This is a genomic window from Fervidicoccus fontis Kam940, from assembly GCF_000258425.1.
GTDB lineage: Archaea > Thermoproteota > Thermoprotei_A > Sulfolobales > Fervidicoccaceae > Fervidicoccus > Fervidicoccus fontis.
In genome coordinates, this window is sequence record NC_017461.1 from 283,393 (window position 1) to 297,174 (window position 13,782).

Here is a 13,782-nt window from a genome sequence, read left to right on the forward strand (position 1 = left end):
TAATTTGGGTTCAAATTATTTTAGAAGCAGGATAGAAGGTTATAGATGGCTTAGGAGCGATGGGAAGCCCAGTTTCAGTACAAGGGTATATAGAGTAGAAAAAGAGCTCGAAAGATTAGCAAAGAAAATCTTTGTTAGCGTAAGTCAAACTTCACCTGTTTTAGATGCAATTGAAAAAATGTATACATTTCAAGAAGAGCAATTGTTAGTGCTACATGGAGAGAGTAATTTTTCAGGTTTAGTGACAAGTGAAAACGTTATTGATTATTTAGGTGGGGGGGAGCTTTATAACATTGTCATGGATAGGCATGGTGGGGAAATCCATAGCGCTTTAAATGAGCAAGTCAAAACGATAATGATAAAGGAATCTCCATTTGTATATATCAATGAAAAGCTTCCTGACGTCATATCATCAATGATTAAAAATAAAACAAGAGCTCTACCCGTCTTATATAAAGATAACACAGTATATGGAATAATTACGCAGAGAGATATTGTAATGCTATTGGCAGAAAAGAGGACCGGAGTCAAAGCAGGTGAAATTTGTTCACCTATCATTTCAGTTAATTCTCTTGATCCTCTTATTGTCGGCATGAAAATGCTTGTTCAGACAAGCTTAGATAGCATATATGTAAAAAATGAGATGGATCAGATAATAGGTACTTTAGATTCAAGTGGAATAGTACAGCTTTTCGGTTCACATGAGGCTTTTAAGTTCGTTAAAAAAGGATACTTAACAGAAGTTAATTCTATACCAATAAAAGATGTTATGCAGTTTAATATTGAGAGAGTTTATAAGCAGGTCGATATGGGTGATGTAATAAGTAAAATGTTCAATAAAAAGCTCAAAACTGTTCTTGTAACAGACGAGAATGATGAAGATATTGGCATGATAACATTTGATGACGCTTTTTTTGTTTTAGCCTTGCCTATTTAATTTTTGCAAAAATATCATTGGGGTTGAAATCTAAATGGTCGTAAAAATAAATGACTATATAAGTTCTCCTGTTATTTCCGTATTACCTTCTGATACCTTGGCATATGCGAGAAACTTAATGCTTAGACACGAAATAAGCCGGCTCCTTGTTATTGATGAGGGCAAGCTTGTAGGAATTCTCACATCATCCGATCTCTTAAAAGCCTTGAGCGTTCCAGAATTTTCTAACGTATCGTGGGATAAAATTTTAGTTAGAGATGTGATGAGTAAAAATGTTATAACCATAAAAATAAACTCTTCAATTTCAGATGCTGCTGCTCTGATGAAAAAATACATGATTGGTTCACTGGCTGTAATAGACAACAATGGAGATGTCGTCGGATTAATTACGAGAACCGATTTAATCAAAGCATACGCTGACAATTACACAAATAATTATACAGTTAAAGATTATATGGACAAAAATCCGCCAACAATATCACCATTTCATCCAATTACTTCAGTATTTGACAAAATTGAGGAAAAGCCATATTACAAGGTAATCATAGTAGACAGCGGAAAGCCGGTCGGAATCATAACTAAGAAAGATATAATATTTCTAAGAAAGGATGTATTTTCTAGGCAGGAAAAATATATAAAAAGAGACGAGCTTCTAGAAAAAGGAAGAACGGGCGGAGTTAGATATTATATCGTCCCTCTTGCAAGCGATATTATGAGTACAAATTTGGTGACTGTTTATCCAGACGAAAAGCTTCCAGAAGCAGCAAAAGTTATGATAAAAAATAAGATAGGAAGCTTAGTTGTTATAAGCGAATCTAATGGCCTTCTCTTAGGGTTGCTGACGAAAAATGAAATAATAGATGCTATAAGTAAGCTTTGAGGTGGGAAAAATGGCATGTGATATAAAAAATTTATTAAATGAGAATGTTAGCTTTCTATTGAGAACAGATTTTCCGACTATTGATAAAAATCAAACACTCACGCAAGCTTTCAAATTAATGGAAAAGTATAGAATTGATAGAGTTGTTGTCACGGAAAACAAAATACCAATAGGTATAATGACAAAAAAAGACGTTCTGAATAAGTTAATGGTAGAAAGGACAAGATTAGTTTCTGCATCAAGATTGCATGTTTCGAGCTTTTATACGCCAAATCTATATCATGTTGATGAAAGATCAACAGTAGCCGATGCTGGAAGAGAAATGAAAGAGAAAAAGATCAGTTCAGTTGCAGTAATGAAGGACGATGCTCTAGTGGGTATCGTAATAAGAATGGACTACTCAAAGCTATTGTCAAGCTGTGAAGAAATTTCATCAAAAAGTTTTGCATCTTCTTTGAAAAAAGTTGTTAGATTTGGAGAAAGAATTACAAGTCTAAGAGAAATATTCCTCAAAGAAGATGTAGTATACCTACCAGTAGTTGACCCAAATAATTATTTAGCAGGGTATATAACAGTCAACAATATTGCTGATGCACTTTTATTTTATCAAAAAGACACAAAAGAATCTCTCAGGAAAGTTGCAAGAAAAGAAATTGTGGTAGAAGAAGTAATGAGTAGACCTCCTTTATTCGTATATTCAAGCGATCCGATTTCAAAAGCATCAAAATTAATAATAGAGCATCAGTCAAGAGGAGTTTCAGTAATTGAGAAAGATTTGCTAATTGGAATAATAGATGATAATGATATATTAAGAAACATAATTTGATTAAAACTGAGATGACTTAAATAACTTAAATTTTTTAGATTTTTTAAATGAAAATATAAAAATTATCAAGGATTCTTATTTTCGAATGGTAGTATTAAAATGGAAAAAAGATTTATTGTCGATTGTATGCTCGGAAATGTTGCTAGGTATTTAAGAATATTAGGATATGATACATTGTATGAAATAGATATATCAGATGATGAAATTATCGAAAAAGCAAAAAAGGAAGATAGAATAATAATTACTAAAGACAATCTTTTATGGAAAAAGGCACTTTCAGACGGAGCAAATGCTTTTCTTGTTAAAAAAAGTTATTCTAATACAAAGGACATTCTATGTGAGTTAAAAAAGAACGGGTTAATATCTTTGAAATTCAGTCCGCATAATAGCAGATGCCCATTATGCAATGGGAAGTTAATGATCAGTATAAATCAACCGCTTCTAAAAATACATAAAAATAGCGAAATGAGAGTTTATTTTGTATGTCAATCATGTGGAAATATATATTGGATCGGAAAACATTTTAAAAATATATTGAAAACTTTGGAGGATGCAGAATATGAAGCAAATAGAACCTGAAGAACTAACATTGGAAGATGGAAGAATTTTGGTGAAAAAAGCTAGAGAAAGCGTAGAGAAAGCATTCATTTATGAAGAAGCCAAAATTAATGATGTACCTGAAAAACTGAGGAGACCAGGAGCGGCTTTTGTTACTATAAATATTATAAAAAACAGGAAAAAAGAGCTAAGAGGATGTATAGGCTATGTAAAGCCCGTATATCCGCTGATTCAAACGGTAATAGAAGTTGCAAGGGAAGCAGCATTTAATGATCCTAGATTTCCACCGCTTCAGAGAAGAGAATATCCATTCACTCACTTTGAAGTTTCTGTTCTCTCTGGTATGAGGGAGCTACCGAGAGACCCTGAGGAAAGATTAAAGAGCATAGTTATGGGAAAAATGGGTTTAATGGTAGTCAGAGGAATATTCTCGGGTCTTCTTTTACCTCAAGTTCCTATTGAAGAAGGATGGGATAAGGAGACTTTTTTAGAATATACATGCTATAAAGCTGGATTAGAGGGATCATGCTGGAAGGATGAAAAAACTGAATTTTATTATTTTGTAGCAAGAGTTTTTGAGGAGAAATATCCATTTGGTGAAATTATTGAGAAAGAACTTTGAATTAAATTTTTGTGATGGATCAAAAATAGGTTACAAATTGCAAACTGAAAGTCTCGCCTTTTGATGTAGCGATAAATATCTAAAAGCTTTTCTAGTTTTGGTTTTTATTGAAGATGAACATAAAAGCGATGTACGCATTGAATAAAAGAGGTTCAGATCTCATATAAGTTCATATTAGTTGATGCATCCCTTCTTGGTTCTGCATATGGCTTTGGAGCTTTCAAGAGCAAGGTATTTGGAGAACATGTTTATGCATGCAACAATATCCTAAAGCATCTGAGGGTTCTATAGATTTTATCGCGAAGCATCCAAAGAAATTCTACAATCTTCTTATCGCTGCTCTCTGGAAGAGCTCTCTAACCCTCATTGAGGTATGTCCTTAAAAGAACATTTTAAAAGAATGCGGAGAGATTTATAAATAGCGAAGAAATAACATTAACATCAAAATATAAACTTTTATGAAACTCAAAACAGTTTGTCGAGGCTCTCACCGAGAAAAAGGTGAGGAATAGACGATCCTAGAAAAAGCTCTCACTGTTCTGCGTAAGAAAGAAGCATTCATGAATAAATGAGGAAAACTAATGATTTCCCGAAGGGAGAATAAGTTGCCATCGAAAAACTAACATATGGTTTGATGTATTGTTTGAAACTACAAAACAATCAGTTTAACTCTGATTAATCATTGACAAAAGTCTCATGCTTGCCGGTTATCATCATCTTGCATAAATCACATAGAACGGATATTTTATTTTTTTCTTGATATGAAATTGTTTAATTATTAATATATAAAAAATATAAATATATCTTGGGGTAATTTTCTATGGATTTCGAGATAATTGCAAGAACCTTTGACGCTTTAGAAAAAATTTCATCAAGGATCGCTTTAACTAACGCTCTTGTAGACTTATTCAAACAAACTTCTAAAGATGAAGTAAAGATTGTAGTTTATTTAATACAAGGAAGATTATGGCCAGATTGGAAGGGCATGCCAGAAATAGGTGTTGCTGAAAAGCTTTTAATTAAGGCAGCTAGTATAGCACTGAATGTAAAAGAAGAACAAATAAATAAAATTTACAAAGAAGTTGGTGATCTTGGAAAAGCTATTGAGCAGATTAAAGCAAGCAAAGATGCTACTGCAGGTACATTGACATCATTTTTAGGAGTTCAGAAAAAAGAAAAGCTAAGCGTGAAAAAAATATATGAATCATTTGTGAAAATAGCTACTGCGGAAGGGGAAGGCAGCAGAGATATAAAACTTAGAGTTCTTGCTGGGCTTTTGAAAGATGCGCAACCTATTGAAGCTAGATTTATTGTGAGATTTGTTGAAGGTAGATTGAGAATAAATATTGGAGATGCAACAGTTATGGATGCTTTATCGATAGCCTTTACTGGAACTGATGCAAACAGACCCATTATAGAAAGAGCTTATAACTTGAGAGCAGATCTAGGAGATATAGCAGAGATTTTAGTCAAAGATGGCATCAATGCTTTGCAGAATATTACTCCTAAAGTTGGCATACCGATTAGGCCGATGTTAGCAGAAAGACATAATGATCCAAAAGTTATGTTAGAAAAGGTTGGCGGAAAAGCATATGTTGAATATAAATATGATGGAGAAAGGGCACAAATACACAAGTCCAACGATGAAATTACAATCTTTTCTAGAAGACTTGAGAATATAACGCACCAATATCCAGACGTAGTAGAGTACTCAAGGAAATATATTAAGGCTAATGAAGCTATAGTTGAGGGAGAAATAGTTGCCATTGATCCTGATACAAGAGAGCTTAGACCATTCCAAATACTCATGACAAGGAAAAGAAAACATGACATTACAAAAATGATGAAAGAAGTACCAGTGAGTGTTTTCTTGTTTGATGCTATTTATGTTGACGGCAAAGACCTTACTAACTTTCCTCTTCCTGAAAGAAGAAAGTATCTTGAAAGCGTTATTGCTCAGAGTGATGATATGCAAATTGCTCAATACAAATATATAGATAATGCGGAAGATCTTGAAAAGATGTTTTATGAAGCTATCAGTAATGGAGCGGAAGGGGTAATGATAAAATCAATAAGCGAAAAGAGCATTTATCAGGCTGGAAACAGAGGATGGTTGTGGATAAAGTATAAAAGAGATTACAGAAGCGAAATGAGCGATTCAGTCGACTTAGTTGTCGTAGGTGCATTCTATGGCAAAGGAAAAAGGGCTGGTAAGCTCAGTACAATCCTTGTTGCAGGCTACGATCCAGATGCAGATGTTTTTAGGACTGTCTGTAAGGTTGGAACTGGGTTTACAGACGAAGAACTAGATAAAATGACAGAAGAGTTCAAGGGCTACATCATTGATCATAAAGATCCTAGAGTTATAAGCGAGATAACTCCTGATGTATGGCTGATACCGAAAAAAGTCGTCGAAGTCATAGGAGCAGAATTAACTTTGAGTCCATTGCATACTTGTGCAAAGGGAGAAATAAGTAAAGAGGCTGGCTTAAGTATAAGATTCCCTAGATTTATTAATTGGAGACCAGATAAAGGTCCTGAAGATGCTACAACTTGCAAGGAATTGGTTGAAATGTACAGAATGCAACTCAAGCAAGTCGAAGAGGAGCAAAATCCATAAAGTTATTCCGATATTTTATTTATATTTTTATAATAATCTGTAATAAAAAGCTTTAAAGCTTCAGAAATTCCCTTTATCGATAAAGGGGTCAATTTTTTTATTTCAATAGAGATTTCCTTAACAAGATTCCTATCTTCAATAACAGAAGTTTTCGCATCTTCTGCTATAAGTTCAATATCTTTTTTCAGTTCCTTAAGCATATCTTCGTTTTTTTCTACATCGAATAGCGGTCTTAATTTTATATAAGAAGACGACATAGAAATGATAGCTATAGATTTTTTATTAACTTTTATCTCAACGCTTTCTTCCTTTTCTTCTTGATAATTTTGTTTTTGAGAAGAGATTCCTGATTCAAGAATCGCGAGCAAAAATTCGTAATATTCCTGCTCTTTTTTCAATTGTCCAATTTTTTCTTCTAGAAATTTTTTTAGTTCGCTTTTTTTGTCATTACTCATTATATTCATTCCTTTAAATTTTTAGTTATTCAAATCTAAAATATTGAAAATAACTTGTTTAGAATATTAAATAATAACGGATATAAAATTTTAACTATATTGGAGGAATAAAATTGAGGCATTATAGAAATAAGTCAGAAAAGTTTTTCGCTTTATTCTTTACGTCATTGTTCATTCTGTTTTTAGTCGTTTATCCAATAATAACTAATGCATCTGAGATAGCAGGAAAGAGCATTGAAATATTTGTTCCGGCAGTGACTGAAAAAGGCGGAGTCATTTTAAAATTAAAGATATCTCTTATTCCAAATGGTTCTGGCAACATTTACATTAAAGGAGCACTTTTTGCTGGGAACGATACTCTCAATTCTGCTGCAGTAGCATTCTACGTTGGGCTTTTGATGGCGAATAAAAATCCAATGAATTATAATGGAATTATTGAGTTCACAAGTCCCTTAACACAAATTGAGGGGCCAAGTGCAAGCCTAGCTATAGCAGAAGCTTTTTATATGCTCGCTAAAGATATGAACCCAACTTCTCTTTCTTCCAGTGTTATAACTGGTGCAATAAATATCGACGGTCTGTCTGTCATCATAGGTGGAGTAGAGGATAAGCTTAATGCCTCAATAAATAGTGGTGCCTCTTATTTTTACCTTCCATATTCAAACTACAACTTACTTGCTGAAACCAATAGCATCCAAAATATCGGAAATATAAACATAATTGGAGTTGGTGGCATAGCTTCTCTTTCTAACTCTTTAAGAGGCATTAATGCTTTACCTTCAATATATATGAACGCTGTTATGCCAACTGATATTTCAAACTATATGGGAGAAGTGGCTTTATATTTTATGAATAAAACGAAAGAAATTTCTTATAATTTTTCAATAAGCAATTTTACCGATATAACTAATCTCGTAAGTCAAGGCGAAAATTATACAGCATCGAGCTTGTCCTTTACCCTTTACATAGATTCACTGTATTATTACTTGCAGCAATCTTTGAATAATAAAACATTAGTAGAGGAGTACATCAAAAAAGTAAATGAAACTATCAATGAATTAAAAGAGAAAACTTTAGAAGATGAAAATAAATTAACCAATAACGATAAAATTCCGATCAGTTTATTTGAAATCTTCTCAACCGAAGAAGAAAGGATATGGGAGGCGCAAGGGTATTTAAATATGGCATCACAATCCCAACAGCAAAATGATACCGCCTATTATTTAGCATATGCTATTGGCAGACTGGAAACAGCGAAAACTTGGTACGATATGAGTAAATTGAATATAAGTGAAGGACAATTATTGAATTTAGAAGCTTTTCAAAATTCTATGAAACAGTATATCGATTTTTTGAGTATAATCTTGAACTATATTAATAGCATTATTTCTCAATCTTCAGATGCATCCGTCCAGAACTATTATAAAGAGCTATTAGATATATATAACAAAATTTGCTCTAATTCAACAGATATATTTCTAAAGTATTCTTTAGCTTCAGTACTTACATACGATGCAACGTCTTTATTATCGTCCATGAATTATATAGATGAATACACAATGCAAGAATATTATAATGAAGATCTTTATAATTTTGAAATCTTTTACTCAAATCTTCTTTCAAATGGCATTTCACTATTTATTCCATTAGCTTATTATCAATATTCTAGTAGCAATTTGCTTACTTATGATAATAGGCTATACCTTTTGGAAAACTCGATATCTTGTATTTTGCCCTTTTTATTCTACTCTTTTAATGCAAATTTATTATATTCAACAAGTCCTTCTTCGCAAGTAAAATTGGTAATACCTAGCCAAAACATAATTTTTGAGACGCTATTATTTTGGGGAGTAGGTAGTGCTATTGCAGCATTTTTCTCCCTCCTTATTTATCATACGAAAAAGAAGATTAATATGTAAGCAAAAGCATTCCTTGCTTCAAATGTTAAGTAATCAGCTTTTTAGGTACATATCTAAATCTTCCTTGAAAACTTCATACAATCGGGGATTTCTCAAAATCATTGCAGGATGATAAGTAGCATAAGTCTGGAAACTTCTATCATAGGCTTTGAAATTTCCTAATTTCCCTCTGATTTCCGAGATCTTTTTTTCTTTAGGAATTTTCTTATAAGGAAAAGATTCATCGTACAAATATTTTACAGCTGTACCACCTAAAAGGACAATTTTTAAAGGATTTATATACATCAATTGAAATATCAAATAGTGTAAACATGAAAGAACTTCATTTGTTTTTGGCTTTCTGTTTTTTGGCGGCCTGCATTTCACAACGTTTGTAATGTACACATTAATTCTATCAACCTTAATCTCATCTAGGGCTCTGTTTAATACTTCGCCTGCCCTTCCAACAAAAGGCCTACCATAAATGTCCTCATTTTTACCCGGCGCCTCTCCTATTAATACAAACTTAGAATTTAAGTTACCTTCTCCAACCACTGGTTTAGTTCTGCTGAGATAAAGCTCGCATTTTTTACAGTTTTCAATTTGTTTTATAAATTCATCATAGGAAATAAAGCTCATCATACTGGAACCCTCCTTTTACTGAATTGGCTATTTAGTCCAGAATCTTCAATCTTCCAAACATAATGTTCACTCAACAGATAATTTGCTACGAAACCAAAAATTATGCCGACCAAATTTGATATTAAAGGTTCCACTTTCAAAATAGTGCTTAAAAACAGTAATATGACATAGTTAATAGAAATTCCTATTGCAGAAGAAATATGATATCTAAAAAATTTTTTAAAAGTGATGCTTTTTTCAGAGCTTTTAAATGTATAAATAGAATTCAATATGAAATTGTTAATTATGCTTAGTTCTATAGAAAAAGCGCCAGAAATATATAATGGTAGATGGAAAATATAGTGAAATATCCACAAAGCTGCTTCATTAACAGCAGTTCCGGACAATCCCACTAGCATAAACTTAAGAATTCTATATTCATTTAAAGACAGAAGATGGAGAATATAATTGATATACTCTTTTAAACCAAGCTTACTTTTTCCCGCATATCTTTTCTCAAAAACGTATTCTATCTCTCCAATATCATTTTGCTTTACATGGCTTTTTACTATAATTTCTAGAAGTATCTTATATCCCTTAGGATTCAGCTTATCTTTCGTTTCTAAGTACACTTCCCTTTTAAGCGCAAAAAAGCCCGACATAGGATCGCTGACATTTTTTAGTTTTGGCAGTAATAGCTTTGCAAGCCCTCCAGCTATTTTTGAAATTAATCTTCTATATGTAGGCATGTTTTTGTAACCATTTTTCCCCATTCTTGTAGCTATTACAATTTTATAATTTTCAATAGCTATTTTCCTATACAGATCTGGAATTTTCTCAGGAGGATGTTGGAGATCGGCATCCATTACGACAAGAACCTTACCTTTAGCTTCATTCATTCCTCTTAGCACCGCTGTTGATAGCCCCCTTTCATTATTCCTTACAATAACTCTTACGTTTTTTTCAATATCAAGTCTTTTTGCTTCTTGGACAGCTACTTTCGAAGTATTGTCCGGGCTGTTATCATCTACTATGATGACTTCATAATCATAATTAGCTAGAGAGGCTGCTATCCTCTCAAAAAGTGCACCTATGTTTTCCGCTTCATTAAAAGTAGGAATTATAATTGAAATTTCTTTTAATTCTTCCAAAACTTCTCACTTTTAAATATGTATCCCAAAAGATTCTTCAATAGCTTTTAGCGTTGGGAACTCAATAAGGTCTTTATTGTATGTATCAATTATGATTGGGACTATCTCATCGATTATTCCATATTCTCTAATGATCGGTGAAAGATAGTTTTCTCTAATAAGTGAGATTGGGTTTCCTGATTGATAGTAACCTGCAGCGGGAATCACTATTACGTTGCTACCATTTTTTAAGGGAACCTTCAAGAAGCAAGGCATTTTTACAACACTTCCTATTTCGTCTTTTATAGTAAAAGAAGGATGTTCATGCCCTATTATAATATTTTTATAACTAAAGATCTCTTCTGTCAATTTGTGTCCATGTAGCAAAATAGTCATATTTGAAAGCTTATAGCTTTCAACAATGGGTACATTCATTTTTTCAGCAATTATTGAAACATAATTATCATGATTACCCCTTACTAAAATGACTTCATCGTAGAGATCTTTTGACTTCCCAAAAAATCTTATTATTTCTTCTCTCTCTTGAATTGTCAGTCTATTGAAGCTGTTTTTTATGTCTCCATTAATAATGAGTTTTTTAGCTTTAGTTAATTCCTTTAACCTTATTATCAAATCAATTGCTTTTTTCAATTGCATCTTAGGGAGAAAGACTCCACTCTCAGCCGCTTCATCCTCGAATCCTAAATGCAGATCTGCAATTATAATGCTCTGAGAAGCCTCATGGAATATCGCTGGCTCTCCAGCTATTATAGAAAACTCGCCTAAATTGAGCATTTTTGTTCCTCTTAATAATTTATTTGTGGCAAAAAATATAAAATTTAAGAACTCTTGCAACAACTTAAAAATTTTTCGATAAAATTATGAATAAAAGTTTTTCAAGCTCATTTACAGCAAATTTCGTAGCTCGATAGTAATGATAATTTTGTTCACATTAATGTTATATATGCGGATAAAAATTATTTCGCAAATATACACAGAGAACTAATTAAGTTTTATAAATAGATCTAGCTTAGAAAGACCGTATTTAACTTTATAATTTGCTATTTTATTAAATCATATAGACGATGATGATGTGGGCAGCCCTTGACCGAATGGAGTGATGCCCCTATCTCACACTGAGTTATTTAAGTAGTGATTATATGACAAGCAAGTTAACATGGGGAAGTATAGTAATTGCAGATTTGGATAACTTTGAAGAAGTAGTTAGAGAAAAAGGTTTAAATGAATACGTTAAAAATTCTATAACAAACGCATTAACAGAGGGTGTAATTTTTTTAGCAATAAAGTTCAGAGGAATAATTATTTACGGAGTAAATAAAGAAAGAGGGACAGAAGAAGCAGTTTTAGAGTTTCCCATGATGAGATGCTCAGATTTAGAATCAGATCTGTATTCTATAAAAGAAGAAATAAACAAAAACGGTGCAAATATTACAGTCGTATGCTTAGAAGGCTACGTTTTAGGAAAAAATGCAAATAGTAGAAAGGAAGCATATTATGGAACTCCATGGAGATCATTTGCTAGAAAGATTTTAGAGGAAGCAAAAAGGAAAGGCGGTAATAGGATAATAATTATTTGATTTCTAAACTGGAATTGCGATTAAAATCCCGTCTTTATCATGGATAATTTTGGCATAGACGATATCCCCTATGCTTAAGCTTTCTCTTCTGCTTATCAAAGTAAAAACTCTATCTTTTTTTGGTGGTATAGCAAGATATTCGTTTTTAAGTAAGCCCTTTTCTACTAAAGATAACTTCACAATCTCCCCTTTCTTATATCCGTTCGGTATCCTTTCAGATTTTTCTAGTCCGTAGTCTTTAGGGTCTAATAGGAGCTTTATCTTATATCTATCTTCAAGCTTTCTCATCCATTTTTCAAATTCCTTCCATGATAATGCTATTATTCCTGGGACTTTTCTTCCGTATTTATGAGAAACATACTTTTGAATTCCTAATGGGGGAAACTTTTCACCTAATCCAATTTTTATCGCAAACTGTATTATTTCTTCAATATCCTCATCGTTAACTGTTGGAATCCAAACTGGTGCTAAATGAATAGCAATTCCAAGTTCTTCATGAGCATATTTAATGAGCTCTTTAACTTTTTTTACCGAATAAAAATTATTTCCAGAAAGCAATTTTCCTTTTTCCTCGTTTAAAGTATCTATACTTACATTTAGCCTGTCAATTCCAGCATCTTTTAGTTTTTCCAATGTTTTAATGTTTGCTGGAAATAACCTAGTTTCTACTGTTATCGATTTTACATTTTTCATTTCCCTTACAGCTTTGACAAACTCTGGAAGATCTTTATGAGTAATAGGATCGCCCATCCCGTCAAAAATTAAATGAAAACTACTTTTAAAATTGCATGCATACTTAATCCATTCGTAAAGCCATTCAGGATCCCTTAGGATAAACTCTCTTTCCCTATTTGATTTTGGACCCGCTGAAACGCTACAGAAAATGCATGATAAACTGCATAACGTTGTAATTCTTACCTGTAAGTTATTGTAGCCTCTATCAATTATTCCAAACGAAATATGACCTATAAGAGGGAAAGGTTTCCTTATTTCTAAAACTTTTCCAACTTTTGTAAGTCCAAGCTTAGATTCTAGGATAACCATAAAACCTTCTTATCCTCCAAGCAGATGGATTAGAAATTCCTATAAAATATAAAAATATACTCCTGATAATACCTTTTTCATCTTCTATTCTTTTCATAAGAATTGGAATCCAGCCTTCTATCGAAAAATCTAACGTTACGATCTTTGTTCCTTCTTTGAGCTCTTTATCGAGCTTTAGCGAAATCTCTCTCAAAAAAGATGGAAACATGTATATGTAAATAAAGTCAAATTCGCTATAGTCGATCTTTCTCGCATCTTCGCATATGACTGAAAATTTATCGTTTACACTATTATAAATAGCGTTGCTCAATGCCAAAGCGCATAAATCTTCCCTTTTTTCTATGCACGTAGAACTGCAACCGAAATACTTTGAAGCAATTATTGCAACTCTCCCATCTCCACAACCAATATCGCATATTTTAGAATCTTTATTTAGTTTTGCAATCTCAAAAGAAAAAATTATGGGTTTAATGGAGGAGGGTATCCAGGGAGCGTCAACCTTTTCTTCTTTAGGCCATATTGGAATATCTTCCCTCATAGACGACCCTTTTAGAGATGGTTAACTTTATATATAATTCCCTTAGTATTAAATT

General features: G+C 32.6%; 15 protein-coding genes. 9 read left to right on the forward strand and 6 right to left on the reverse strand.

What is annotated here, in order from left to right; translation table 11 throughout:
* Positions 1-4 precede the first annotated feature (4 nt).
* From FFONT_RS01465 to FFONT_RS01490, 7 genes are all read left to right on the forward strand, one after another.
* Positions 5-937 (forward strand): CBS domain-containing protein, encoded by a 933-nt coding sequence (locus tag FFONT_RS01465; protein ID WP_014557437.1) that lies wholly within the window; start codon positions 5-7, stop codon positions 935-937.
* A gap of 34 nt (positions 938-971) precedes the next feature.
* Positions 972-1,817 carry a CBS domain-containing protein gene (locus FFONT_RS01470; RefSeq protein ID WP_014557438.1) on the forward strand — a complete coding sequence of 282 codons (846 nt, stop codon included), beginning with the start codon at positions 972-974 and terminating at the stop codon, positions 1,815-1,817.
* Positions 1,818-1,827: 10 nt separating this feature from the next.
* Complete coding sequence (locus FFONT_RS01475) at positions 1,828-2,643, forward strand: CBS domain-containing protein (protein WP_148683490.1); 816 nt, start codon at positions 1,828-1,830, stop codon at positions 2,641-2,643.
* A 99-nt stretch (positions 2,644-2,742) separates the two neighbouring features.
* Positions 2,743-3,222, forward strand: coding sequence for a Mut7-C RNAse domain-containing protein (locus tag FFONT_RS01480; RefSeq protein WP_014557440.1), 480 nt, complete (start codon positions 2,743-2,745; stop codon positions 3,220-3,222).
* Positions 3,203-3,823, forward strand: coding sequence for an AmmeMemoRadiSam system protein A (amrA, locus tag FFONT_RS01485; RefSeq protein ID WP_014557441.1), 621 nt, complete (start codon positions 3,203-3,205; stop codon positions 3,821-3,823). Before FFONT_RS01480 ends, amrA begins: the two co-directional genes overlap by 20 nt.
* A gap of 254 nt (positions 3,824-4,077) precedes the next feature.
* Complete coding sequence (locus tag FFONT_RS07185; protein ID WP_014557442.1) at positions 4,078-4,206, forward strand: hypothetical protein; 129 nt, start codon at positions 4,078-4,080, stop codon at positions 4,204-4,206.
* Between the two features lie 437 nt (positions 4,207-4,643).
* Positions 4,644-6,443, forward strand: a complete 1,800-nt coding sequence (locus tag FFONT_RS01490; protein WP_014557443.1) for an ATP-dependent DNA ligase — start codon at positions 4,644-4,646, stop codon at positions 6,441-6,443.
* Between the two features lie 2 nt (positions 6,444-6,445).
* On the opposite strand, the gene FFONT_RS01495 is transcribed toward FFONT_RS01490, so the two are convergent.
* The gene (locus tag FFONT_RS01495) at positions 6,446-6,898 is read right to left on the reverse strand and encodes a hypothetical protein (protein ID WP_148683492.1); all 453 of its coding nucleotides are present in this window, start codon (positions 6,896-6,898) and stop codon (positions 6,446-6,448) included.
* A 113-nt stretch (positions 6,899-7,011) separates the two neighbouring features.
* Here FFONT_RS01495 and FFONT_RS01500 point away from each other — a divergent pair, with 113 nt between their 5' ends.
* Positions 7,012-8,817 (forward strand): S16 family serine protease, encoded by a 1,806-nt coding sequence (locus FFONT_RS01500; protein WP_014557445.1) that lies wholly within the window; start codon positions 7,012-7,014, stop codon positions 8,815-8,817.
* Between the two features lie 33 nt (positions 8,818-8,850).
* Here FFONT_RS01500 and FFONT_RS01505 read toward each other — a convergent pair whose 3' ends face one another.
* The 3 genes from FFONT_RS01505 to FFONT_RS01515 are packed head-to-tail and all read right to left on the reverse strand — an operon-like array spanning position 8,851 to position 11,342.
* Positions 8,851-9,438 (reverse strand): uracil-DNA glycosylase, encoded by a 588-nt coding sequence (locus tag FFONT_RS01505; protein ID WP_014557446.1) that lies wholly within the window; start codon positions 9,436-9,438, stop codon positions 8,851-8,853.
* Positions 9,435-10,568 (reverse strand): glycosyltransferase, encoded by a 1,134-nt coding sequence (locus tag FFONT_RS01510; RefSeq protein WP_014557447.1) that lies wholly within the window; start codon positions 10,566-10,568, stop codon positions 9,435-9,437. Before FFONT_RS01510 ends, FFONT_RS01505 begins: the two co-directional genes overlap by 4 nt.
* A gap of 12 nt (positions 10,569-10,580) precedes the next feature.
* Entirely contained in the window at positions 10,581-11,342 is a 762-nt protein-coding gene (locus tag FFONT_RS01515) for a metallophosphoesterase (RefSeq protein ID WP_148683494.1), read from the reverse strand.
* Positions 11,343-11,707: 365 nt separating this feature from the next.
* Here FFONT_RS01515 and FFONT_RS01520 point away from each other — a divergent pair, with 365 nt between their 5' ends.
* Entirely contained in the window at positions 11,708-12,145 is a 438-nt protein-coding gene (locus FFONT_RS01520) for a hypothetical protein (protein ID WP_014557449.1), read from the forward strand.
* A gap of 3 nt (positions 12,146-12,148) precedes the next feature.
* On the opposite strand, the gene FFONT_RS01525 is transcribed toward FFONT_RS01520, so the two are convergent.
* A complete protein-coding gene (locus tag FFONT_RS01525; RefSeq protein WP_014557450.1) occupies positions 12,149-13,189 on the reverse strand; it encodes a radical SAM protein in 1,041 nt (346 codons plus the stop codon).
* Complete coding sequence (locus tag FFONT_RS01530; RefSeq protein ID WP_014557451.1) at positions 13,170-13,727, reverse strand: class I SAM-dependent methyltransferase; 558 nt, start codon at positions 13,725-13,727, stop codon at positions 13,170-13,172. Before FFONT_RS01530 ends, FFONT_RS01525 begins: the two co-directional genes overlap by 20 nt.
* Positions 13,728-13,782 lie beyond the last annotated feature (55 nt).

What these genes read in the sequence shown, in the direction of transcription:
- FFONT_RS01480 (WP_014557440.1), top strand. Translation starts at nt 2,743, where the DNA reads ATGGAAAAAAGATTTATTGTCGATTGTATGCTCGGAAATGTTGCTAGG.
- FFONT_RS01470 (WP_014557438.1), top strand. Translation starts at nt 972, where the DNA reads ATGGTCGTAAAAATAAATGACTATATAAGTTCTCCTGTTATTTCCGTA.
- FFONT_RS01495 (WP_148683492.1), bottom strand. Translation starts at nt 6,898, where the DNA reads ATGAGTAATGACAAAAAAAGCGAACTAAAAAAATTTCTAGAAGAAAAA.
- FFONT_RS01515 (WP_148683494.1), bottom strand. Translation starts at nt 11,342, where the DNA reads ATGCTCAATTTAGGCGAGTTTTCTATAATAGCTGGAGAGCCAGCGATA.
- FFONT_RS01520 (WP_014557449.1), top strand. Translation starts at nt 11,708, where the DNA reads ATGACAAGCAAGTTAACATGGGGAAGTATAGTAATTGCAGATTTGGAT.
- FFONT_RS01525 (WP_014557450.1), bottom strand. Translation starts at nt 13,189, where the DNA reads ATGGTTATCCTAGAATCTAAGCTTGGACTTACAAAAGTTGGAAAAGTT.
- FFONT_RS01475 (WP_148683490.1), top strand. Translation starts at nt 1,828, where the DNA reads ATGGCATGTGATATAAAAAATTTATTAAATGAGAATGTTAGCTTTCTA.
- FFONT_RS07185 (WP_014557442.1), top strand. Translation starts at nt 4,078, where the DNA reads ATGCAACAATATCCTAAAGCATCTGAGGGTTCTATAGATTTTATCGCG.
- FFONT_RS01490 (WP_014557443.1), top strand. Translation starts at nt 4,644, where the DNA reads ATGGATTTCGAGATAATTGCAAGAACCTTTGACGCTTTAGAAAAAATT.
- FFONT_RS01505 (WP_014557446.1), bottom strand. Translation starts at nt 9,438, where the DNA reads ATGATGAGCTTTATTTCCTATGATGAATTTATAAAACAAATTGAAAAC.
- FFONT_RS01530 (WP_014557451.1), bottom strand. Translation starts at nt 13,727, where the DNA reads ATGAGGGAAGATATTCCAATATGGCCTAAAGAAGAAAAGGTTGACGCT.
- amrA (WP_014557441.1), top strand. Translation starts at nt 3,203, where the DNA reads ATGAAGCAAATAGAACCTGAAGAACTAACATTGGAAGATGGAAGAATT.